At 25.4% G+C, this 22,648-nt stretch carries 24 protein-coding genes and 1 tRNA gene; 12 read left to right on the forward strand and 13 right to left on the reverse strand.

The genetic code is table 4. The features are described 5' to 3' along the window. Positions 1-570: 570 nt before the first annotated feature. The 5 genes from JXZ93_RS01080 to JXZ93_RS01100 all read left to right on the forward strand — a co-directional run bounded on the left by JXZ93_RS01080 (position 571) and on the right by JXZ93_RS01100 (position 2,748). Positions 571-807, forward strand: a complete 237-nt coding sequence (locus JXZ93_RS01080) for a hypothetical protein (protein ID WP_205852476.1) — start codon at positions 571-573, stop codon at positions 805-807. Between the two features lie 296 nt (positions 808-1,103). Beyond that, complete coding sequence (locus JXZ93_RS01085) at positions 1,104-1,316, forward strand: DNA methyltransferase (RefSeq protein WP_374962835.1); 213 nt, start codon at positions 1,104-1,106, stop codon at positions 1,314-1,316. A gap of 23 nt (positions 1,317-1,339) precedes the next feature. Beyond that, positions 1,340-1,741, forward strand: coding sequence for a DNA adenine methylase (locus JXZ93_RS01090; protein WP_205852477.1), 402 nt, complete (start codon positions 1,340-1,342; stop codon positions 1,739-1,741). A gap of 399 nt (positions 1,742-2,140) precedes the next feature. Then, positions 2,141-2,416 carry a hypothetical protein gene (locus tag JXZ93_RS01095; RefSeq protein ID WP_205852478.1) on the forward strand — a complete coding sequence of 92 codons (276 nt, stop codon included), beginning with the start codon at positions 2,141-2,143 and terminating at the stop codon, positions 2,414-2,416. Between the two features lie 89 nt (positions 2,417-2,505). Then, positions 2,506-2,748 carry a hypothetical protein gene (locus JXZ93_RS01100; protein WP_205852479.1) on the forward strand — a complete coding sequence of 81 codons (243 nt, stop codon included), beginning with the start codon at positions 2,506-2,508 and terminating at the stop codon, positions 2,746-2,748. Between the two features lie 84 nt (positions 2,749-2,832). On the opposite strand, the gene JXZ93_RS01105 is transcribed toward JXZ93_RS01100, so the two are convergent. The 12 genes from JXZ93_RS01105 to mutM all read right to left on the reverse strand — a co-directional run bounded on the left by JXZ93_RS01105 (position 2,833) and on the right by mutM (position 14,857). Continuing rightward, positions 2,833-3,441 (reverse strand): hypothetical protein, encoded by a 609-nt coding sequence (locus JXZ93_RS01105; RefSeq protein ID WP_241007088.1) that lies wholly within the window; start codon positions 3,439-3,441, stop codon positions 2,833-2,835. Positions 3,442-4,029: 588 nt separating this feature from the next. Continuing rightward, a complete protein-coding gene (locus tag JXZ93_RS04115; RefSeq protein WP_205852480.1) occupies positions 4,030-6,399 on the reverse strand; it encodes a DEAD/DEAH box helicase family protein in 2,370 nt (789 codons plus the stop codon). Next, positions 6,386-7,774 (reverse strand): site-specific DNA-methyltransferase, encoded by a 1,389-nt coding sequence (locus JXZ93_RS03675; RefSeq protein WP_308699387.1) that lies wholly within the window; start codon positions 7,772-7,774, stop codon positions 6,386-6,388. The genes JXZ93_RS04115 and JXZ93_RS03675 overlap by 14 nt, the downstream gene beginning before the upstream one ends. Continuing rightward, a complete protein-coding gene (locus JXZ93_RS03680) occupies positions 7,735-8,097 on the reverse strand; it encodes a type III restriction endonuclease subunit M (protein ID WP_241007089.1) in 363 nt (120 codons plus the stop codon). Before JXZ93_RS03680 ends, JXZ93_RS03675 begins: the two co-directional genes overlap by 40 nt. 336 nt (positions 8,098-8,433) lie before the next feature. Beyond that, positions 8,434-9,693, reverse strand: coding sequence for a hypothetical protein (locus tag JXZ93_RS01120; RefSeq protein ID WP_205852481.1), 1,260 nt, complete (start codon positions 9,691-9,693; stop codon positions 8,434-8,436). Between the two features lie 767 nt (positions 9,694-10,460). Next, entirely contained in the window at positions 10,461-10,631 is a 171-nt protein-coding gene (locus JXZ93_RS01125; protein ID WP_205852482.1) for an HAD-IC family P-type ATPase, read from the reverse strand. Between the two features lie 130 nt (positions 10,632-10,761). Next, positions 10,762-12,144: an HAD-IC family P-type ATPase gene (locus tag JXZ93_RS01130; RefSeq protein ID WP_205852483.1), complete on the reverse strand. Its 1,383-nt coding sequence runs from the start codon at positions 12,142-12,144 to the stop codon at positions 10,762-10,764. A 381-nt stretch (positions 12,145-12,525) separates the two neighbouring features. Beyond that, positions 12,526-12,610, reverse strand: a tRNA-Leu gene (locus JXZ93_RS01135). Between the two features lie 20 nt (positions 12,611-12,630). Beyond that, a complete protein-coding gene (locus JXZ93_RS01140) occupies positions 12,631-13,128 on the reverse strand; it encodes a dUTP diphosphatase (protein ID WP_205852484.1) in 498 nt (165 codons plus the stop codon). 6 nt (positions 13,129-13,134) lie between these two features. After that, positions 13,135-13,473: a Smr/MutS family protein gene (locus JXZ93_RS01145; protein WP_205852485.1), complete on the reverse strand. Its 339-nt coding sequence runs from the start codon at positions 13,471-13,473 to the stop codon at positions 13,135-13,137. Further along, entirely contained in the window at positions 13,473-14,009 is a 537-nt protein-coding gene (locus tag JXZ93_RS01150) for an isochorismatase family cysteine hydrolase (protein WP_205851961.1), read from the reverse strand. The genes JXZ93_RS01145 and JXZ93_RS01150 overlap by 1 nt, the downstream gene beginning before the upstream one ends. Beyond that, positions 14,009-14,857 carry a bifunctional DNA-formamidopyrimidine glycosylase/DNA-(apurinic or apyrimidinic site) lyase gene (gene mutM, locus JXZ93_RS01155; protein WP_205852486.1) on the reverse strand — a complete coding sequence of 283 codons (849 nt, stop codon included), beginning with the start codon at positions 14,855-14,857 and terminating at the stop codon, positions 14,009-14,011. The genes JXZ93_RS01150 and mutM overlap by 1 nt, the downstream gene beginning before the upstream one ends. Before the next feature lie 42 nt (positions 14,858-14,899). Between mutM and JXZ93_RS01160 the strand changes: the two genes are divergently transcribed. The 4 genes from JXZ93_RS01160 to deoC all read left to right on the forward strand — a co-directional run bounded on the left by JXZ93_RS01160 (position 14,900) and on the right by deoC (position 18,187). After that, positions 14,900-15,361, forward strand: a complete 462-nt coding sequence (locus JXZ93_RS01160; protein WP_205852487.1) for an L-threonylcarbamoyladenylate synthase — start codon at positions 14,900-14,902, stop codon at positions 15,359-15,361. Positions 15,362-15,490: 129 nt separating this feature from the next. Beyond that, positions 15,491-16,216, forward strand: coding sequence for a purine-nucleoside phosphorylase (gene deoD, locus JXZ93_RS01165; protein ID WP_374962766.1), 726 nt, complete (start codon positions 15,491-15,493; stop codon positions 16,214-16,216). Between the two features lies 1 nt (position 16,217). Continuing rightward, the gene (locus tag JXZ93_RS01170) at positions 16,218-17,513 is read left to right on the forward strand and encodes a pyrimidine-nucleoside phosphorylase (protein WP_205852488.1); all 1,296 of its coding nucleotides are present in this window, start codon (positions 16,218-16,220) and stop codon (positions 17,511-17,513) included. Between the two features lie 11 nt (positions 17,514-17,524). Then, positions 17,525-18,187, forward strand: a complete 663-nt coding sequence (deoC, locus tag JXZ93_RS01175) for a deoxyribose-phosphate aldolase (protein ID WP_205852489.1) — start codon at positions 17,525-17,527, stop codon at positions 18,185-18,187. 609 nt (positions 18,188-18,796) lie between these two features. Here the strand turns inward: deoC and JXZ93_RS01180 are convergent. After that, the gene (locus JXZ93_RS01180) at positions 18,797-20,068 is read right to left on the reverse strand and encodes an MnuA family membrane nuclease (protein ID WP_205852490.1); all 1,272 of its coding nucleotides are present in this window, start codon (positions 20,066-20,068) and stop codon (positions 18,797-18,799) included. Positions 20,069-20,352: 284 nt separating this feature from the next. Here JXZ93_RS01180 and rplU point away from each other — a divergent pair, with 284 nt between their 5' ends. The 3 genes from rplU to JXZ93_RS01195 all read left to right on the forward strand — a co-directional run bounded on the left by rplU (position 20,353) and on the right by JXZ93_RS01195 (position 22,648). After that, positions 20,353-20,652: a 50S ribosomal protein L21 gene (rplU, locus tag JXZ93_RS01185; protein WP_205851954.1), complete on the forward strand. Its 300-nt coding sequence runs from the start codon at positions 20,353-20,355 to the stop codon at positions 20,650-20,652. 10 nt (positions 20,653-20,662) lie between these two features. Further along, on the forward strand, positions 20,663-20,923 hold the full coding sequence (gene rpmA, locus JXZ93_RS01190; protein ID WP_174892985.1) for a 50S ribosomal protein L27: 261 nt from the start codon (positions 20,663-20,665) through the stop codon (positions 20,921-20,923). A 114-nt stretch (positions 20,924-21,037) separates the two neighbouring features. After that, complete coding sequence (locus JXZ93_RS01195; protein ID WP_205852491.1) at positions 21,038-22,648, forward strand: CTP synthase; 1,611 nt, start codon at positions 21,038-21,040, stop codon at positions 22,646-22,648.

Consider the following 22,648-nt stretch of genomic DNA (forward strand, 5'->3'; position numbering starts at 1 on the left):
AATTTATGTTTTGTTCGTTGCTAAATTGTAATTTCAAGTACAACACAATTAATATAAAATATAGTTGTGGAGCACTTGAAATTTTTTAATAAAAAAATGGCTCCACATGAACCGAGTAACCATTTGGATTATATAACAGAAAATTACAATCAAAAGGTATAGAAAGTGTCAATCTTTTGTAATAAGTAGACTCAATCTAAGATATACTTAAATTGTTTAAATGATTAAGATAACAAAAATAGAATAAATAATATTAAAATAATGAAAGAACAATAAAAGTATGATAATTTTTAAAAAAACAAATACAATACATTGTTTTTTGAAAATTATTATAAAGAACTATGAAATTAAGTATGTTAATAACATTAAAATATAATGTATCCGTAGTAAAATCTAAAACAAAAATTGGCTTTAACCTGTTTTGCTATTAGTCTCCGAAATAAATAAAATATTTGCATTTAAAACACATTTAAAAGTGTTTAAATTAATAGTATATATGATTTAATTCAAGTTATTAAAAAAGGGTTAGCAATTTAGTTTAAATTATTTAGTTTAACATTTAGGAGGGTTATGTTAAACAGTACCATACAAAATATAGATTTTAAAGATTTAATTAAGCAATTTCAAAAAGAAAAAACAATGTTTATAGATGCAGTTATTACGGATCCTCCTTATAACATTTCGAGAAAAAATAATTTCAAAACTATCGGAAGAAGTAGAATAGATTTCGGAGAATGGGATTATGTTTTAATCGAACCGACTGAATTATACAAGTTGCACCATACATTAAAAAAAGAGGTTCTATAATTATTTTTAATGATTATAAAAATAATTATAAAAATTTTGGTGAAATATGTTATTGCTTGGAAAAATTAGGTTTTAAAATAAAAGATTTGATAAGATGAGTTAAAAGCAATCCTATGCCTATAAATACTAATAGAAAATATGTTAGAGATTACAAATTCGCTATATGAGCAGTAAAACCCGGGGCAAAATAAGTTTTAATAAACCTAAGTCAAAGCCTTATCTAGGACTGAATTAAAATCATCAGTGGTTAATGGATTAAAAAATAAAATTCGTCTAACTCAAAAATCTGTAAAGTCATTGAAAAACTTATATTAACACATACAAATAAAAATGATATTATTTTTGATCCTTTTATGGGTTCTGGTACAACAGCAATCGCTTTCATTAATACAAAAAGAATATATATTGTTGGTGAAATTGATAAAACTTATTTTGAAAAATCTGTCGAAAGAATTGAGAGGCACCTTGAAGAAAATAAATCGAAGTCCTTTGTATTATTTGGGAGATAAATATAAAAATTTTTATCAAATAAGTGTTTTTTTCTAAAGATATCAATGTTTTTTATGACATTTTTGGTGGTGGAGGCACTATCCTTTCTAATGTTGATGCAAAAAAATATCATTATAATGATATTGATAAAAATCTTACAAATTTACTAAAAGTTTTTTATAAAACACCTATTAAAAAAATGCTTTTCACTATTGAAAAAATAATGAAAAAATATAATTTTAATGATTTTAAAATCTTATCAAAAGAAGAATTCAAAGATAATTTCAATAAATCGAAAGAAGAATATAATAATCAACTAAATAAAAAAACTTTTTATAGTAATATCTTATTGTTTGTATTAATTATTCATAGTTTTAATAGTCAAATAAGATTTAACTCAAAAAATGAATTTAATATTCCTTCTGGTAAACAAACTTTAAACTAAAATAGACTTCAAATATTTAAATCGTATATCGATAATATTCAAAATAAAAAAATAGTCTTTACTTCAAAAGATTTTACTTTTATAAAACAACTTATCAGTGAAAAAAACTAACAAACAAAGATTTTTTATATTTTGATCCTCTGTACTTAGTGACTAATTCAACATATAATAACATTTGAAACGAAAACAGGAAATTAAATTACTTTTTTATTAGATGAATTAAGTAAACATAATATAAAATTGGCTCTTTCTAATGTTTTTTTCGCAAAAAACAGTGATAATGATATCTTAAAAAAATGATCGAAAAATATAATGTATATTACATAAAAAAGTTATAAAAATTCTAATTATTAACGAAAAATAAAGAATCAAAAGATGAGGAGATACTAATAACTAATTATGAAAATAAAAACATTTAATAAAATATCCGGAATAGAATTTAGAACGAGCAATATTATTAATAAATATTATCAATTAATTATTTGGATAATAGAACAATCTTCAAAAACAAATCTCGAATTTAATCCTAATGATTTAGAAGAAAAATTTAAAGAATTTTGTATACAAGAACAAATTTATTCTTATAAGAACAAAAAAATAAATAGATTTAATATGTTTGTGGGAAACCTATATAAACTAGGAATTATAGAAAAAATAATAAGAATAATTATGTAATTAACAAAGAATATTTAGAAACGAATAACTTTGTTTCAAGTTTTTTTGAATCTATTTTAAAAGGCGAAAAAATATTTTCATTTAACAAAATGATAGATTTTATTTACAATTATAAAGGTAACATAAGCACAGTTCCGTTATTTTTTTCATTTTCTACAGTTGAAGATAAAGAAGATTTTGCAAGTGTTTATGATCTTTTTAATAAAAATAAAAATATTGAAGAATCATGTAGGTACTTAGCAAAAATATCATTAAATGACCATTTGAAGAACCCCAAATATATAGAAAATTTAAATTATAGGAAACCATCAAGTGTCCAAAAAAATATCTAAATTTATAATCGATATTAAACTACAAGGTAAAAAAGTAGAAGTAAATTTCTTTAAAAAATCGATGCTCAAAAAGAAATAAAAAATTTATTTATCAAAAGATTTAATTGTATCTTTTTGAACTTCACCATAAGCATAACAATCTTTTAAACAAAGTTCAAGAGCTTCACTGTTTATTCTAATATCAAATCTTGATAACTCATAACCATAATCTTCAAGTTCTTCATATTGTTCAAGTAAATGATTAACATAATCATCTGAGATTAAGTAATATTCATTAAGATTATCTTTATTTTTAACTACTTGATAATCCTCTTCATCAAATAAGTTTAATAAAATGTAATAATCATGATCTTCTAAATTTTCATTAAATATTAAAGTTCCATCCTCAGTTTCTATTCAAAATTCTTTTGGTATGATTTCTATAACTTTTTTTGATCTACTTCTGAACTGAGATAAATAAATTTCATTTCTACATAATTCAATAACCAATTCTTTTATAGATACTGGTTTTATATTTAAATCAATTGGTAAGTTTAATTTTTTCATATGTTTCTCCATTGATTTAATTATACTCTTTTTAACATAAAATAAATAATTCCCAATTTTTTGTACTATATACTCTAATTTAGTTCTTGTGTAATCATCTATTGGGTTTCAATATTGGATGTTTTCAATTCCGTCTAAGGAAATCATTATAATTTGTTTTTCACTTACACCATTAGTAAGTAAGTATTTTTTGTATAACTCAAATAAAAGATAAGATTTACCACTTCTTCTAATGCTAATAATAATTTTGACTCTGCCGTTATTTTTTTACTAATAATTTTGTTTAAATATTTTGGTCTTTAAATTTCCGTTTCAACCCTATTTAATTATTTCACGTAAATACGCATTTTTCTTAAATATCTATAATAATATTATAGTATTATTATTTGTTTTAGATTTAATGGTTTTAATATAATTTCATATTTTTAAATATGAAATACTTTTAATTTAATACAGCATTAAACAGCGGAACAAAACAAAATTACCTATTATATAGTCTTTTTTATAAAAAAAGTTAAGAAATAAATTAAAATGCTAAGCATGTTCGCAAACGAAATGCAACTTTAAAAGTAGTTTGTACTAAAATAAATTCTTTATAAATTTAATATTTTTGCGTAAATACGCATCTTTTTCAAATATATTCTAATATGTGTAGTATTATTTTTTGAATAATTAAACTTTTAACAAAAAATGTACACTGGAAACTTATTGAAGTTTCTAGTGTACATTATATTTTTAAATATCTTTTGCTAAATTATATATTCAACTTATTATTTGGTTAGTTCCGATGTTTTCTTTAATAGTTTTCTTTATTGTATGGTTTGTACTCCCGCCACCTGCAATAATAAATTTATTAGATCCAACATTTGATTTATCAACTTGAATTAATAAGGAAGTAACAATTTGCATTAAATTATTATTTTTATCTTCATAATAACCTTGATATGAATCAATGATTTTACTTGTTTTTATCTCATCATAATCATTGTTAAAATCTTTAATTTCAACATTAATTTGATGTTCTATTTTATCTGTTTTATAAACTAAAACGAAATCAGGAAATTGACGTTTGATATTACTATCTTCATCATAATATTCATAAAAGATTCCATTTTGTACTGGATTTCTAAATAAAGATATATTTTTATAATTATTATTTTTTAAATCATCTTTAAAAAGTTGAACAATACTATTAATAAAACTTCTTTCGTTATTTGAATCATAATAGTGCAATCTTTGCTTAGATTTATTATTTAGCAATGATATCAATTCATATTGATAATTTATTTTTTGCTCTTCAAACTCAATTTTAAAGCCTTCATCAGTTATTTCAAAATTAATATCAGAAGGTAATTGTTTATCATACATAAGTTTAAATTCACGGATATTAAGTTCACTAATTTGTTTTTTTCTTTGATCTAATACATATTTTTTGACCTTAGGGTAGATAAATTTAATAAACGAATATCAAAGTAGTGAATGGATGTGATCTTTATAATCATTAATAAAGTATTGATCTATTACTCTTAAATCTTTTTTATCCAGAATATTAGAGGTTTTTGCATTAAATTCATTTATAAATTGACTCATTTCAATAATGTTATTAATTTTTCTATTAATATATTGTAGTTCTTGATTTTTTTCTTTATCTATTATCTTATCTTCTTTATAAGGTATATACCCTTTTTCTTGGTAGTAGTTTAAATAATAATCATAATTTGATAATAATTGATTTTTGTTGTTTTTAATTAACTCAACAATTTGATCACTTAGATCAACTTTTATTTTTTCAACTTCTTTATTGATTTCACCGTAGTAAAATTTATCATTTAAACTTTCTTTATTTAATTTATATGAACTAAATTCTCTTTCTTTGCCTATTTTATCAATATTTTCAATATTTGAATATACTCAATAACTATATGCTGTTGAATTATCATCAAAGTTAAAAGCCGGATTGGGATTACGTTTGATACGACCAATGGTTTGGATACTTAAACTATCAGAAGATACATTTCTTAATTGAACCAACATACAAGCACGTGGTATGTTTCAACCAGTTGCAGGTCCAACTTTAAAGATTATTACATCAATATCCGAACTTCTTTTAGAAATGTTTTTTAAAGAAATGTTACCACGCATGTTTGAATCTATTTTTTCAGAAGAAAAGTATTTAGCTCATGTTAAATTATGTTTTTTTAATGTTTTGATTATATTTTCGATCTTTTCATCAAAATCTTTATCATTAGCTTTTTTATCATTTACTTGAATTAACATAGCAGGATTGATATTATCTATTAATCCTTCCTCAGTTATATACTTTTGCTTAATTTCTTTAAATTTAGTACATGCAATGTCCAATAATTCTAAATCACTAAGTTGTTCGTTATTAACTTCGGACAATCCTTCATTTAAATGGCCGTTTATTTTAAGTAATTTAATATCATCTTCTTTTAGTTCTTTTTCACTAATCTTAACTTGTTCATAAATACCTTTTGGTGTAGCGGTCATATTAATTTGAAAATTAGCTGCTTTACTCATTTTTTCGTAAAAGTTTTCAACGGCTTGTTTATTTTTACCTTTAATCCCTGATTCTCTTGTTCCAATATGTGCTTCATCTCGAACGAAAATAACAAAGTAATTGTTTGAGATTTCTGAAATGAATTTATCTAAAATACCTTGTTCGGTATATATTCTGTTAGCACCAAAGGAAGAAGCTCCTAAAATAAATACTTTATTAGTTTCAACTTTAAATGTATAATCAGCGTCTTTAACGTTATTTTTAGTGCTTGACGGAGATTCTTTTCTTTCAAAAATAAGGTCATTTCTATTTTCTAAATAAAATTTATATTCGTTAAAATTATCTTCCATTTGTTTAGGTAATTCTGCATTAGATAATGTCATAACTACAAAAATAATAGGTTTATTATCTCTTTGTTTATTAATAGTGATTGCTCGATCAATAAAGTTAGCAATCATAAAAGTTTTACCAGAACCTGTTGGTGCTTTAAATTCAACTATTTTAGATTGTTTAAGACTATATGAGTTATTAAAATGTTTTAAGAGTTGAGAAACTGCTCTATTCTGGGTATTAGTTAGTTTCATCGAGTTTGTCAACTTCCTCTTTATCTAACGAATATAAATTAGTTAAATTGTTCAATAACTCATCATCGCTAATATCTTTGACTTCAAACTTAGTTAATGATTCTCTAAGTGTATCAATTAAATATTCTGTTTTAATTTGATTTTGGTCTACACTAATATTACTATATTCTAGGTCAAAAACATTTAGGTTTTGTTGATATGGATCATTCTTTTCGGTTCATTTAAAAGTTTCATTATTTGTACCAATACCATTATTTATTCTGAATAAACGTTCGTAAGTAACATCATAACCAATATTGTTTTCGTTATTAGTTACAAGCGTAAAAGTTCTGTTTCCACCATCTTCTCTATTTAGTTCCATAACCGCGTGACCGGTTGTTCCTGAACCTGCGAAGAAATCTAGAATACGTACATTTTTGTTGTCTATTAAATTTACAATTCATTTTATTAAAGATGTTGGTTTTGGGAATGAAAAATTCTTATTCCCTAAAATTGATATTAATTTTTTCTTGCCAGAACTATTAGATATCGTTGAGTCTGTTATTAAATTATTAAAATTATTTCCTCTATGTCTAGTTTCTATCTCGTGAGTTTTATTGTTAAATTTGACTTTTTGATATATTTTTCTAAACGCTTTTCAATATCATACATTATTTTTTTTATCAAATTTTTTTTGAATTTCTATGAAACCGGATGTTTTTTGTGCTATGAATGTATCATATCCAAGAGTGTATGCATATGACATTGCTTTTTTTTCATTTCTATAGTTTGTGAAAATGGTACCATCTGGAGCCTCTATTTCGTAGTCTAATGATGGACTATATTTAAAACTTTCTTTTGAAGACACACGATCTAAATCGGTAAGTTTATATTTTCCTCTTTCTATGTAATATTCATCTTTATAAATAAATTCAGATTCAATCATTTTAACAGAATTAAAATTTGTTTTATTTTTGCTTTTAACATACCCAACAATAAATTCGGTTTCGATATCAATACCTTGTTTATCTGAGCCACCACCATTATTTTTGTTTCTCCAAATGAAATTGGCTAGAAAATTCTCTTCTCCAAAAATCTCATCCATCAAGACTTTTAAATATGCTTGTTCGTTGTCATCAATCGACACAAAAATAACTCCGTCATCTTTGAGAAGTTTCTTGGCTAATTTAAGTCTTTCGTTCATCATGTTAAGTCAACCGTTACGGCTGAATTTATCACGATATATAAATTTTGAAGCGGAAATATTTTCTTTGTCATTTGCAGAGTTATTTCCATCTGAATATGCAGATTCTGTGTTATAAGGAGGGTCAATATAGATTACATCGTAGTTATAATCTAAGCCGCGACTCTCTCTCTCTCTCTCTCTATTACTAATAAATTTTTAAGAGCATCATAGTTTTCACCTATGATCAAGGTGTTTTCGCTTTTAGATTCATCGAATCTAAAAGACTTTTCATTGTTGTGTTTAAGCACTGAAATAGTTTTGCTATTAATTTCAGGTGCTGAATCGAATGTAAAGCCAATTTTTACTCTTTGCATTAAAAATTGGTGTACGTTTTGTAATTGAGTTTTATCAGGTAAGTTTTCTAAGATCATTTTACATATTGCTTTTTGATCGTTGTTTAAGTCATTTACTGATAATTCGTCGATTTTATTTTTATAATCTCTAAGTAGTTGAGAATAATCTTTATTTTCCATATTTATCCCTTCTTATAATTTGTATATTTATATTATAAACAATTTTAAAAAGTAATTAGTTTAGAATACGCATAAAATTAGATTAAAAATTGATGCTACCATTTATGGAAGCAGCATCAATTAAAATTTATCTTTTTAATTTTGAATAGCATAGCAAAAATTGTGCTTAAAGTTATAAAAATGTTACATTTTAATGCGAGTTTATAAACAATTATATAGTTATAATCGTAGTAGAATTATCAATATTTGTAATGAATGGTTATAAAATGTTTAAAAATATTTTATTGAGTATAATCATATTTGTTTTTGTTTAAAATTTATTCATATGATTTAATATTAATTCTTATTTATACTATCAATTAATTCATTTCTTTCAGAAGGACCATTTATTCTGTTATAAAACTGGCTATTATTATCGTATATTTGAAGCAATTTTTCTTTTTGGGACTTATCTAATTCTTCTAATTTAGTTCGTAAAAAATACATAAATTTATCTGCAAGATAAAATGCGTTATATGTCCGTACATTTTTCATCATTATTTCCAAAAACTCAAATAAATTAAATTCTTTCAATTCTTTTATATGATCATACAATTGTTCTATATATGCACTATCATTTAATGAATCATTTTGTTTTAATTCATTGTAAAATTCGTCCTTGTCAAAAAAATCGTCGCCATACTCTATAAATAAATTTATTTTGTATTTAATTTGGTTTTTAATTGATTCGAATAATTTGTTTGCATTAAAGATAGTTTTTATAATGCTAAAAGAATGATATAATTCACACAACATTCAGATTCGGTCATCTATTTTTTTATTTGGATCAATTTTTGAAATTATTTCTTGAACACTTTTATCTTCGAAAATACTTATATCTCCTTTATCTTTAATTTGAAATTCTATCATTGTATATAAGTATAAAAACAATCCTGGTCTATTATCAATAAAGTCTGACTTGTCCAAAATAAATGTAAATTTTAAAAAATTTTTAATATTTTTCTTAATTGTATAGTAATCCATTCTGCTTAAGTATTTTTCTTTTATTTCTTTTTTTATTGATTCATGTCGGATTAATAAATTATTTTTGCATACTCGATATTTTTTGATATCTTCTTTAACGAAGTGAAATAAGTTCGAAATAAAAGGTGCTTTAACGGAAAAAACTTCTTTATACATATGAAAAATTAAAGTTTTAACATTAGAATCACTAGGAATAAAAATGTCTTCATCTCTTGTATTCAGATGTGCACATCTATTTCTTAATTGTTTTAAATATTCCAATTCATCTTTAAAATTATTGTAAAAATTTATATAATTTTTAGCGAAAAATTTTTTCACATCTTTTTCAATTGATGAGTATGTGTCGTTATTATCTATTTTTTTAATTATATTTTCATATTTTTCTTCCGCTTCTCTATTTCCGTCATTTGATAGAGTTTTTATTTTTTGTAATAAATCATATGTAACAAACGAGTGCAATTCAACTATTGCTGCTCTATAATTTGTTCCGTAATATAATTTTAAAATTTCTTGAAAATATATCTTTGATTTTTCGTCATTAAATACTTTTAAATCTATTTCGTCAAACAACATAATTATTCCTTTTTATATTTGTGTTTATGTTACATTATTTTTAATCAACAATTATTGAATAATTTAATTGTAACTTTTATATTATAATATACAATTTAAACTTTTAAGCAAATGTATAACCAAATAATATTTTTATTTAAGTTTTATAAGTGTTTCACTTATAAAGTTTTCATTAATTTCAGGGAGATTCGATATCTCCTTTTGTTTTGTGGTTAACATGCAAAATTAAATCAAATGATTATTAAAAATAAACTTAATGTTAAATCAATAATGGAATTGAATTTAAAAAAATAGGTATTTTAGCTAAGTGTTTAAATATTAAAATCTATAGAACAGAACCTTATACATCATTCCAACGTGGATCAAACAAAAATTGAAATGGACTTATACGTAGAGAATTTAAAAAAGGTTTTGATTTTAACGCTATAAATTTTGAGATCATTAAGATATAATAAAAATACCAAGCACGAAAGTGTTGCGCTTGATATTTCATTTTAGAAACATTATCTTCTTAATGTTTTTTATCCTCAATAACATTGCGTTAATCGCAACTATGACAGTGCTTAATGTCATAAATATCGCTCCGATTTCAAAGCTAATTGTAATATTGATACTTGAAAGCACACCAGCAGCAAGCGGTATTGCTATAAGATTATAAAGTGTTGCTCATACTAAGTTTTGAATCATTTTATTATATGTTTTTTTAGCAAAACTAGTTAGTTTAATATATCTTTTAAGTTGTTATTAATTAGTATAATATCAGAGGTTTATTGTGCAATATCGGTCCCTGAACTAATAGAAACTCCAACATCAGCTCTTGCAAGTGCGGGAGCATCATTTATTCCGTCTCCAACCATTATAACTATATTTTTATTTTTTTGTAATTCTCTTATTTTTGATTCTTTTTGATCAGGTAATACATTCGCAAAAATATCCATCTAAACCTAATTTATTTACGACATTTTGGGCCACTAATTCATTATATTATCATCTGTTAACATATAAGTATTAATGTTTTTTTAATTTTGCTATCGTATCGTATGATTCTTCTCTTATTTTATCATTAAGTTAAAAATGAGCAATAAGTTTGTTTTCTATTAATAAAAATACATTTGTAGCAATAGAGTTCTCTATTGAATTAATTTTTAAATTGTTTGCAGTTAAGTATTGAAAATTAACTAATTTTACATTCTTAACTTCTCCATCAATATCTAAGGTACCATTTAGCCCATATCCAGGAATAATATTGCTACTTAATAATTTATATGATATTATGTTTAATTTTTGTGCATAATTAGAAATAGCATTTGCTATAGGGTGATTCGAATGTTTTTCAAGCGAGTGAGCAATTCGAATTATTTTATTTTGGTTATATTTGCTATCAAAAATTTTTATATTTTCTATATCAAAATTACCATAAGTCAATGTACCTGTTTTGTCAAAAACAACAACATTTACTTTTCTTGATTTTTCAAAGGCTACTCTGTTAAGAGCTAATATACCATTTTTAGCTAATTGATCGGTAGATCTTGAAACTACAAGGGGTATCGCTAATCCTAATGCGTGCGGACAAGTTATAATCATAACTGTTGCTGCATTTTTTATTGAAATATCTAAATCTTTATTTATTGCTAATCAAACAATAAAAGTAATAATTCCAACACTAATAGATAAAATGGTTAAAGCAAAGGATGCTTTATCAGCTAAATGTTGAGTTTTTGATTTAGATTGTTTTGCTTCTTGAACTAATTTAATTATTTTAGATAAATAATTATTTTCGTTTGTTGCTGTAACTTCAATTTCAATAGAACCGTTAGTGTTGATAGAACCGCCAATAACTTTATCTCCTATTGTTTTAGAAATTAATTTTGACTCTCCGGTTAACATAGATTCATTAATTTCGGAATTTCCGTTAATTATGATATCATCACCGGGTATTTTATCACCGGGTTTTACTAATATAATATCACCAATTTTAAGTTTTGATGTTTCGATTTCTTTTATTTCATTTTCTATGATTGAATTAGTTTTATTAGGGATTAAATTAGCTAATTTTTTCAATCAATTTGATGCACTAACGATTGAATGCATTTCAATTCAATAATCTAGCAACATAATATCTATTAATGTTACTAATTCTCAAAAGAAATTATTACTTTTTTGTGTAATAACTATATAAACGCTATAAGTATATGCAATCGTTATTGCTATTGCGATTAAAGTCATCATTGCAGGTTTTTTACTTTTGATTTCTTCAAATGCTCCTTTGAAGAAAGGAATACCACCATAAAAGAAAATAAAACTAGAAGTAACTAATTCTAGATATTCTGAACCTTCAAATCTTAAAATATTAGAACCTATTATTTTTGCAAATAATCCTGATATAAGAATGACCGGTATAGTGAATAGTAAACATATAAAAAACTTAGTTTTAAAATCTTTAATCATCATTATATGATGTTCAGTGTGATCGTGATGTTCATGATTTGAGTGCTCATGATTCTCACGACTTGAATGTTCATGATGTTCATTATTCGAGTGCTCATGTTGTTTGTGATTATTGTGTTTGTCATGCTCATGACTCGAATGTTCATGATGTTCATTATTTGAGTGTTCATGACGCTTGTGGCTTTTGTTTTTTTCGTTATCTGAAAATGATTTATTACTATGGCAATGAGTTTTTTATTTTTACACATTTTTATTCTCCTCATTATACGTATTGCTAATTATAATTGATATTAATTATCTTTTTTAATAAAAAACAATTTTTATCATATAAAAAAATAACAATTAGAAATCTAATTGTTAAAGTTGGTATATTTTAAATATATATGGTGCCTCAGACAGGACTTGAACCTGCAAGGAAAATTCCGGCGGATTTTGAGTCCGCTGTGTCTGCCAATTCCACCACTAAGGCATATTTAAATTATACTATAATTAATAATTTGAATACAATCTTTTGTAATTTTTTTGATTCTTTTTAAAATATGATCAAAATAGTTCGGAAAAACTAAATCCTTGCATAGTAAATGAACCTAAGGCTATTTCAAATACATATATTACATTTTGTGAATTAGGGTTAGAAATTAAATTACTTATACTTATAAATAATTCTTTAAATTGTTCATTTATATCATTGCTAATTATTTTTGGTTCAAAATTAGGGTTTACATCGTGTTCATACCCTATAGTTATCAAAAAATGCATTAAATCAGCGAATTCTTCTTTAATTGCTTCAATGTTAATGTTTTTATTATTCTTTCAATATTTAAAACTTTGAACTTCATTAACATATTCGGCTGCTTCAATAATTAAAGCAAGCATTTTTTGTGTTTTTATATTTTTATCGCTAAATTCAGGATGTGTTATTTTTCTCTTTTGATGTATCTTTGCGTCTAATTTTTTTTGCAATTCAAATAATATTTCTAAATTCATCTTTTCCTATCTTCAATCATCCATTTGTTCGAAAATACTATCAATATCTTCTTGATCTAATTCGTAATAATCGTCTTCATAGCAATAATCTTGTTCTATATCATTGTTTTTTCTTATTATATAGGTACCGCCATTATTAGTAACTGTATAAGACAATTTTATTTCATCGTGTTTATTGTGTTCAATAATAAAATTTTCCACTGAATTTTGTAAAACTCCTGTTCCTCTACCTGTAATTATTTTGATATGATCGTGTTTGTTATTTAACAATTCTAAAATTTTTAATTGTATTTTTGGTAATGCTTCTTCATGTGTGAAGCCGTGTATATCAATTGTGTTTTTCATTATTTAATCACTATATTTGCATTTTTCATAATATTTAATGCGTTTTGGTGAAATTCCTTTGCGTTATGGTTTTTAGAATCAAATGTTGCTACAGAATTTTCTATTACAACTACTTCTTTATCTGAATTAATTTTATTTAATCACATTTTTAAACTTAAAGCTAATTGCAAAATACAAATATCGGTACAACACCCTACTATTTCAAAACTATTAAATCTATCTCAATAATCGGGTCTAATCTCGAAGAAACCATTTGTTGTATTTTTGTAAATAACGTTTTTATTATCTTCTTCAACGAAATCAATTAACTCTTCCACTATTTCGGCTTCAGGTGTACCTTTTAAACAATGCGGAGGATATGATTTCATTTCAAGATCGTCTTCGCTATGTGCATCTGCTAAGAAAATGATGTTTTCCGCCTTATTTAAAACGCTTTTTATATTTGGGATAATATTTTTAATTAACGGACTCGAAAGTGGTCCAAATTTTGCAAAACCATTCAACATATCTACTACTATAGTTAGTTTTTTTTGCATTATCTCTCCTTTTGGCATGTTGGACAATAACTTGTTCCTCTACCGTTAGGTTTAAAATCTAATTTCACTTTAACTATTTTATCACTTTGACAAGTGCTACATATTTGATTTTCTCTTCCGTAGACTTTTAAGAAATTTTGAAATTCACCGCTAACTCCATTTACTGATGCATATGAATTAACTGTGCTACCATTATGAATAATACTTTGATCCATTATTTTTTGAGCATTAATTAAAAGTTGTTTGAGTTCATTTTTTGTTATTTTATTAGCGGGAGTCATTGGGTAAATTTTTGTCATATGCAAACTTTCGTCAGCGTAAATATTACCAATTCCTAAAACAAGAGATTGATCTAAAAGAACTTTTTTAATGCTGATTGTTTTTCTTTTTAATTTATTAAATAATGCATCAACATCAACACTTTCCGGTAAAAAAGCAAGATTTTTAATTTCGTAAATACTTCTTTGATCTTCGCTTGGTAAAATTTCAAAACTTCCAAACATTCTTGAATCATTATACACAAGTACTTTTTGATTATCCAATGTGAAATAAATACAATCACCTCTATAAGCGTATAATGCAGGGTCATTGATATCTCTAACAAAATATTTTCCTGTCATTCTCAAATGAGAAATAAGCCTTGATTTATCATTAAAATTAAATATTAAAAATTTACCAATATTTTCAATATTAGATATTATTTTGTTTTTTAAAAAACTAATGAAATTTTTTTCGTCTGTATTTTTTATTAATTTTGAAATTTTAACTTCTACTTTTAATATTTTTTTGTCTTGAACATGTTTGTTTAATGCTCTTTGTACGACTGTAACTTCTGGATATTCTGGCATGCTTTTATTATATTAAATATTAAAAAGTATTAAAATAATTATATGAATAATTTTGATGATATTATAATTTGTAGTACTGATACAGTTGTTGGTATTGGTGGTAAAGTAAATGATGAAGTCTTAGAGAAAATCTATTTTTTAAAAAATAGACCTTCTAATAAAAAATTAATAATTTTAGTTGGTTCAATAGAACAAGCTTTAGAGTTTGGTCAATTTAATCAAACAGCAAAAAAAATAGCACAAAAAGAATGGCCAGGAGCGACAACTATCATAGTAAATAATCAAGGTTTTAGAATGCCGAATAATAAAAAATTAATCGATTTTTTATTAAAAAATGGTCCACATTATATGACAAGTGCTAATAAATCGGGATTTCCTCCAATTAAAATTGAACAAGCAAAAGAAGTTTTTCCGGAAGTTAAAAACGTTTATGATTTCGGACCAGGAACTAATGTCCCAAGCATATTAATAAATTTAGATACAAACGAAGTTATAAAGCGCTAATTATGATATGAAAAACAAAAAATAACCATTTTATTTTTAAAGTGTTAAAATAATATTGGTTATTTTTTAATATTAATACTAGTCTATTATATTCCTTTGTAAAATGCAATGTAAATAACCCAAATTACAATGTTAGAAATAGGAGAAAATATGACACCACATATTAGTGCAAAAAAAGAAGAAATTGCAAAAACAGTTATTACGCCTGGAGATCCGTTAAGAGCTAAATATATTGCTGAAACATTTTTAGATCCAGGATATAAATTAGTAAATTCAGTTAGAAATATGTTTATGTATACTGGAACATATAAAGGAAAACCTGTAACAGTCGCAGGAAGTGGAATGGGTTGTCCTTCAATCGGAATTTATTCATACGAATTATTTAAATTTTATGACGTAGATAGAATTATTAGAATTGGATCTGCAGGTTCTTATAAAAAAGATTTAGGTTTATACGAAGTGGTTCTTGCAACAGAAGCGTTCGCTGATGGTGACGCATTTAGAAGAATTGCCTTAGGAAAACCAGGGAATGTTGCTAAACCAAGTGACAAATTAAATGATGAAATTAGAGAAATTTCATCTAAATTAAATATAAACTTAAACGAAGGTAGAGTTCATTCATCAGATGTCTTTTATTCAGTTGTTCCTCTTGAAGACAGAATTAAAGATACTGAAGCCATTTGTGTCGAAATGGAATCATACGCATTATTTACAAATGCAGAAGCAACAGGTAAAGAAGCTGCGTGTTTATTAACAATTAGTGATAATTTAATTACACACGAAGAAACTTCGTCAGAAGAACGTCAAACAGCATTTACAAAAATGATGGAGATTGCTTTAAATTTAGCAAAATAATATGAGAGTAGTTGATATTATTGATAAAAAAAGAAGAAATCAAGAGTTAAGTGATGAGGAAATTAAATTTTTGATTAGTTCTTATGTAGATGGTTCAACACCTGATTATCAAATTAGTGCTTTTTTAATGGCGGTAGTTTTTAATTCAATGACACCAAGAGAAATTGCAACAATGACAAAAGAAATGATGTATTCTGGTGATGTTATTGATTTATCAGAAATACCCGGAATTAAAGTTGATAAACATAGTACCGGTGGAGTTGGGGATAAAACAACTTTAGCGGTCGCTCCGATTGTAGCATCAATAGGTGCTCCTGTTGCAAAAATGAGTGGTCGTGGTTTAGGTCACACAGGTGGAACAATTGATAAGTTAGAATCAATACCAGGTTTTAATGTTGAATTAAGTGAAGAAGACTTTATCAAACAAGTAAAAGAACATAAAATTGCAGTTGTTGGTCAGAGTTCAAAACTTGTGCCGGCTGATAAAAAATTATATGCTTTACGTGATGTTACTGCAACTGTAGAAGCAATACCTTTAATCGCTTCTTCAATAATGTCAAAGAAACTTGCGACTGGTTCAAATGCAATTTTACTAGATGTTAAATGCGGAAATGGTGCTTTTATGAAAGATGAAAAAAGTGCTGTTGAACTAGCTCAAACAATGATAAACATTGGTAAAGAATTAAATGTAGATGTTAGAGCTGAAATTACAAATATGAATAGACCTATTGGTAGAGAAATTGGTAATAAAAACGAAGTTTTAGAGGCTATTTTAACACTTAAAGGTCAAGGTCCTGAAGATTTTAATGAATTAGTTTACTCTTCATGTGCAACAATTTTAGAACAATCAAAAATTGCTAACTCACATGAAGAAGGTATTGCGCTTGTTAAAAAATCAATCGAAGATGGAAGTGCACTCGCTAAGTTTTATGATTTTATAAAATTACAAGGCGGTGATGTTGAAGCGCTAAAAGATCCTAACTTTTGAAATCCGAAATATAAATTAGAAGTTATTTCAAAAGAAGAAGGTTATGTAGAAATTTTTGATAGTTTAACATTTGGTATAGTGGCTATGAAATTAGGTGCTGGTAGAAAAACTAAAGAGGATTCAATTGATTTTGAGGCAGGAATAAGTATTGCTAAAAAAACAAATGAATACGTTAAAAAAGGTGAAGTTTTATTTAACTTATACTCATCAAATCCAATATCGATAGAATTAGTTTCTGAATTAGAACAAGGGTATAAAATAAATAAACACAAAGTTGAAAATAAAATTATTTTAGGTAAATTAAAATAAGGAGAAGAGAGATGAATTACAATAAAATGATAGATCATACATATTTAAAACCTGAAGCAACAGAAAAGGATTTAAATAAATTAATAGACGAAGCCAAAAAATACGATTTTAAAACAGTGTGTGTTAATTCTTCATGAGTAAGATATGTTGCAGAAAAATTAAAAGGTAGCGAAGTAGGGATTACTAGTGTTGTAGGTTTCCCTTTAGGTGCTATGATTACACAAGCCAAAGCTCAAGAAGCAAAATTAGCTATAGATCACGGTGCAGATGAAATTGACATGGTTATTCATATTGGTAAATTTAAACAAGGTGACTATGAATACGTTTTAAACGATATTAAAAAAGTTAAAGAAGCAATTGGTTCACATGTATTAAAAGTTATTATCGAAACTGCTTTATTGACTGAAAAAGAAATTGAAAAAGCAACAGAAATTGTTATGAAATCAGGAGCAGAATTTATTAAAACATCTACAGGTTTTAGTTTTAGAGGCGCAAATCTAAAAGATGTTGAAATTATGAAACGTGTTGCTGGAGATGCTTTATTAATCAAAGCTGCAGGTGGAATTAGTAATATGGATGATTTAATTGCAATGTATAACGCAGGTGCTACAAGATTTGGAACAAGCCGTTCAGTAGCAATTGTTGAGGGTAAAGATTCTAAAGGCGGATATTAATTAAAAGGAAAAATCTAGAAATATAAGTTCTAGATTTTTGTTTTATTATAGAGCTCTAATTTACCATAGATAAGTTGAGCTCGAAAACATTCGAATATGATTTAAATCAAAACAGTATTATTATTTACTTTAATTTCCCACTTTGATTTATTTTGAAACAAGATTTTAAAGCAGATTTAATTATTTACTTCCGTTTTTTAAAAAAATATGATGAAATAATTAAAAAATGAAAGGTGCAAAATGAGTTTAATAAAAAATTGCTTTAACAATTTTATTGAGTAAAGTTTTTATGATTATACTTATTAGTTCTATTATTAGAGGTAGTATTTACTAATCCGGAAATAATTACTATTATCATTTTAAGGATTTTATCAAGTGTATTAGCTTTTATAGGTTTTATTACTCATATGATGCTATTAGGGTAATGTTAGTGGAAATATGGACATTTTAAAAATAAGTTTTTTATCTCTAATTGTTACTTTTATAGTTTTAACTTTACGTAATAATTATTTTTTAAAAATATTTAAAATAGTCAAATATTAAAATAAAAACTTATAAAAGTAGGAGTTAAAAATTCCTAACTTTTATAAGTTTTAATATATTTACTTTTTATTTTTCATAATCAACCCATACAAGTGTGTGGTCAGAAATTTGTGAACGAATTATCTCGAAGTCTTTATAATTTTCGTGTGTTTTATAAGCCGGAGATTGTTTTCACAGTTTAATCATTTGGTTTTTATCAAAAAAACCATCATTAAAAGAATTTATTAAGTCAAGTTTAAATCATGAATTTCTATATTTTATATCCATATTATTTAATTTTTCTGCTTCAGTAATTATGTTTAAGTTATTTTCTTTAAATAATATTTTATCATATGCATTTGCATAACCTTTTTTAGATCCTAAACTTGTTTCATAATATTCATATTTATTATAAGATTTAACATTATTTACTTGGTTAATTCTCATATCATCATAGTAATTTATTATTTGTCTACTTTTAAAATCGCTAGATAAAAATAATTCATTATTTTGAGTTTTTATATTAGTATCACCACCAAAAATAATTGATGAATTTTGATTTGTTAATTTCTCAAAATAATCAAAAGCATTAGCTAATCTTGATGCTTCAAATACCTCTTGTGTTCCTTGTCCTGAGTATTTCGATGTTTGTTCATCACTATTTTTCTTGACATCTGGACTATCTAAATGTCCGAATATTGTTGTTATTTTTTTGTCTAATAAATTATCTTTAAAAAGAACTCCGAATATTGGGCGTTTAAATGATCTTTGTACATTTTTTTCATCATTTGCTTTTTCTTTTCCAAAAGATGCGCCAATTTTATCGCTATTAAATTTTTCTGGTGTTAAAACAGTGCTTTTATATAATATTGCAATTTGTTCTTTAGTTGCGTTATTTGAACTAGGATTTGAATCAGATATTGGTTGAATTATTGATTTTCATTTTGATTTAGAATCTAATTCATTTAAAGTTTTTAGTATTCTATCTACTTTATCTCCGTCATCGTAATTAATTTCAGTTAAACCAACTAAATCTAATTTAGTTTTAATTATAGCTTGTGATATTGCTGTTACTTTTAAACCACCTTTATTTGATGTGTCTCCACCAAAATTTAATATGTTTCAGTGCCCGACTCTGGTAACATTTTGTGGTTTATAATAACGCACATCATTACTTAATTTTATTTTTGAGTCAGAATTATTCGCTTCATAACCAGCATTATTTTGTAATTCTTCGTTGTTATTTTTTTTGTTAGGTTTATCCTTAACTCATTTGTAAATGTAGTAAGCGCCAATTCCTAAACCTAAAAGAGTTAAACTTCCAAAAGAAAGCAAGATTTTTTTAATTATTTTAAACATATTTCTCCTTTTATTGCTTGTTATTCAATGTTTTTATTATATATTAATTAAGTTAGAAATTAATACTATTTATAACTTTTTCACAATTCCAATTTATTTATAGTTACACTTAATTCACTCCTAATATTAAAAACAAAGTTTATTTAATAAAATATATATTTAAAATACTAAAAAAAATATTTTTTGATATAATGAATATGTTACTTCTTAAGTAACCGTACCAAATGGGTTTATAAAGAAGCTAAGCTCACCCTAAGGACGAGCCACTTTAATGGAGGTATTGCATGTTAGCAATTATCGAAACAGGTGGGAAACAACTTTTAGTTAAGGAAGGTCAAACAATTTTTATTGAAAAAATTGAAGCCGAAGTAGGTTCAACAGTTGAGTTTACAAAAGTTTTATTAGTAGACGATAAAATTGGTAAACCTTTCTTAAAAAATGCTAAAGTATTAGGTACAGTCGAAAAACAAGGTAAAGCTAAAAAAATTATTGTATATCGTCACAATGCAAAATCAACACATAAAAGAAAATTAGGGCACCGTCAACCATATACACGTGTTAAAATTACTGAAATCAAAGGATAATAACTAGAAAATGGCAAAGACAAAAGCTGGTGGATCTACCAAAAATGGTCGTGATTCGCATTCAAAACGTTTAGGTGCTAAATTAGGTGATGGTCAATTTGCAACAGCAGGTTCAATTATTTATAGACAACGTGGAACAAAAATTCACGCAGGATTAAATGTTGGACGTGGTGGAGACGATACATTATTTACAAAAATCGACGGATATGTAAAATACGAAAGCAGAAAAAATAGAAAGTATGTTTCTGTTTACACTGAAAGACAAAAATAAATTTAATTAATAAAATGGGAATAACTCATTTTATTTTTTTATATTATTTTGAATGATGCTATACTTTAAATTTAAGTAATTATAATAATTATAAAGCAAATGAAAGAGGGAAAAATGAGTAAATTTATTTTTGTTACCGGTGGTGTAATTTCAGGACTCGGGAAAGGAGTTTCTGCTGCATCTTTAGGTAATTTATTAAAAGCACGAGGCTTTTCAATTTTTGTTTTAAAACTAGACCCATATTTAAATGTTGACCCTGGTGTTATGTCGCCTTATGAACATGGTGAAGTATACGTCACCAAAGATGGAGGAGAAACAGATTTAGATTTAGGTCATTATGAAAGATTTATTGACGAGAACTTTAGCAAAGATTCTAATTATACAAGCGGAAGAATTTTTCAAAATATATTGAATAAAGAAAGAAAGGGTTTTTATAATGGAAAAACAGTTCAATATATTCCGCATGTAACAAATGAAATAATATCAATAATAAAAAATATAGAGGATAAGTATAAAAAAGATTTTGTTATCGTCGAAATTGGGGGAACTGTAGGAGATATCGAATCTAATCCGTTTATTTATTCGTTAGCTCAAATGAGTTATGAAAATGAAAATAATACCTATTTTATACATGTTACATATGTTCCTTTTTTAAAAACTTCTAAAGATTTCAAAACAAAACCAACACAATTTTCGGTCTCCGCATTAAAGGGAATGGGAGTAAGACCAAATATGATATTTTTAAGATCAGATTATTTGGTTCCTAACGAAATTATAAAAAAGGTTGCTAATAGTTCGCACTTACCTGTTGAAAACATTATTTCAACTCCTGATTTAAAAAATATATATGATATGCCGCTTTATTTAGAATCTAAGAAAGTAGTTCAAAATATTTTAAATCATTTTCATTTAAAAGATAAAAAACCAAAACTAAAAGAATGAGAAAATTTTATTAAAAAAGTTAATTTACCAAGAAGTAAAACAGTTGATATTAAAATGTTAGGTAAATATACCTCGTTTACAGATGCTTATAAATCTATAAATGAAGCGTTAGAAATATCAGCAATTCATTTAGGCGTTAATTTGAATTTAGAATTTATAGATTCTTCAATTTTAAATAGCGAAAATTTAGATGAAGTTTTTTCTAATGTAGACGGAGTTGTTATATTACCAGGTTTTGGCGCAAGAGGTTTCGAAGGTAAGGTTTTAGCGGCCGATTTTTGTAAAAGAAATAAAATACCCACTTTAGGTATTTGTTTAGGGATGCAAGCTATGACTGTTGCACAGGCAAGACGTAAAGGAATTGTAAATGCGACTTCAAGAGAATTTGCAAACGATAAACTTAATGAAACTTACGTTCTTGACTTTATTGATGGAAAGAGTGAAAATGATAATATTGGCGGAACTTTGAGATTAGGAGATTACGAAACAGAGTTTATTCCTAATTCTAAAATTGCAAAGTTTTATCAAAAAAATAATATTTTCGAAAGACATAGACATAGATTTGAGGTTCAAAATAAATATATAAAAGATATCGAAGATGAAACATTTAAGTTTACCGGCTTTAATCCTGAGCACAATTTAGTAGAATCATGTGAGGATCCAACACAGGATTTTTACATTGGAGTTCAATATCACCCAGAATTTACATCTAGACCTTTAAAACCACATAAATTATTTATGAATTTTTTAAAGTTTGCTTCAAAAAAGAATAAAACAAACTAG

The sequence above is a fragment of the Mycoplasma sp. CSL10166 genome (assembly GCF_017116885.1).
Taxonomy (GTDB): Bacteria; Bacillota_I; Bacilli_A; order Mycoplasmatales; family Metamycoplasmataceae; genus Mycoplasmopsis.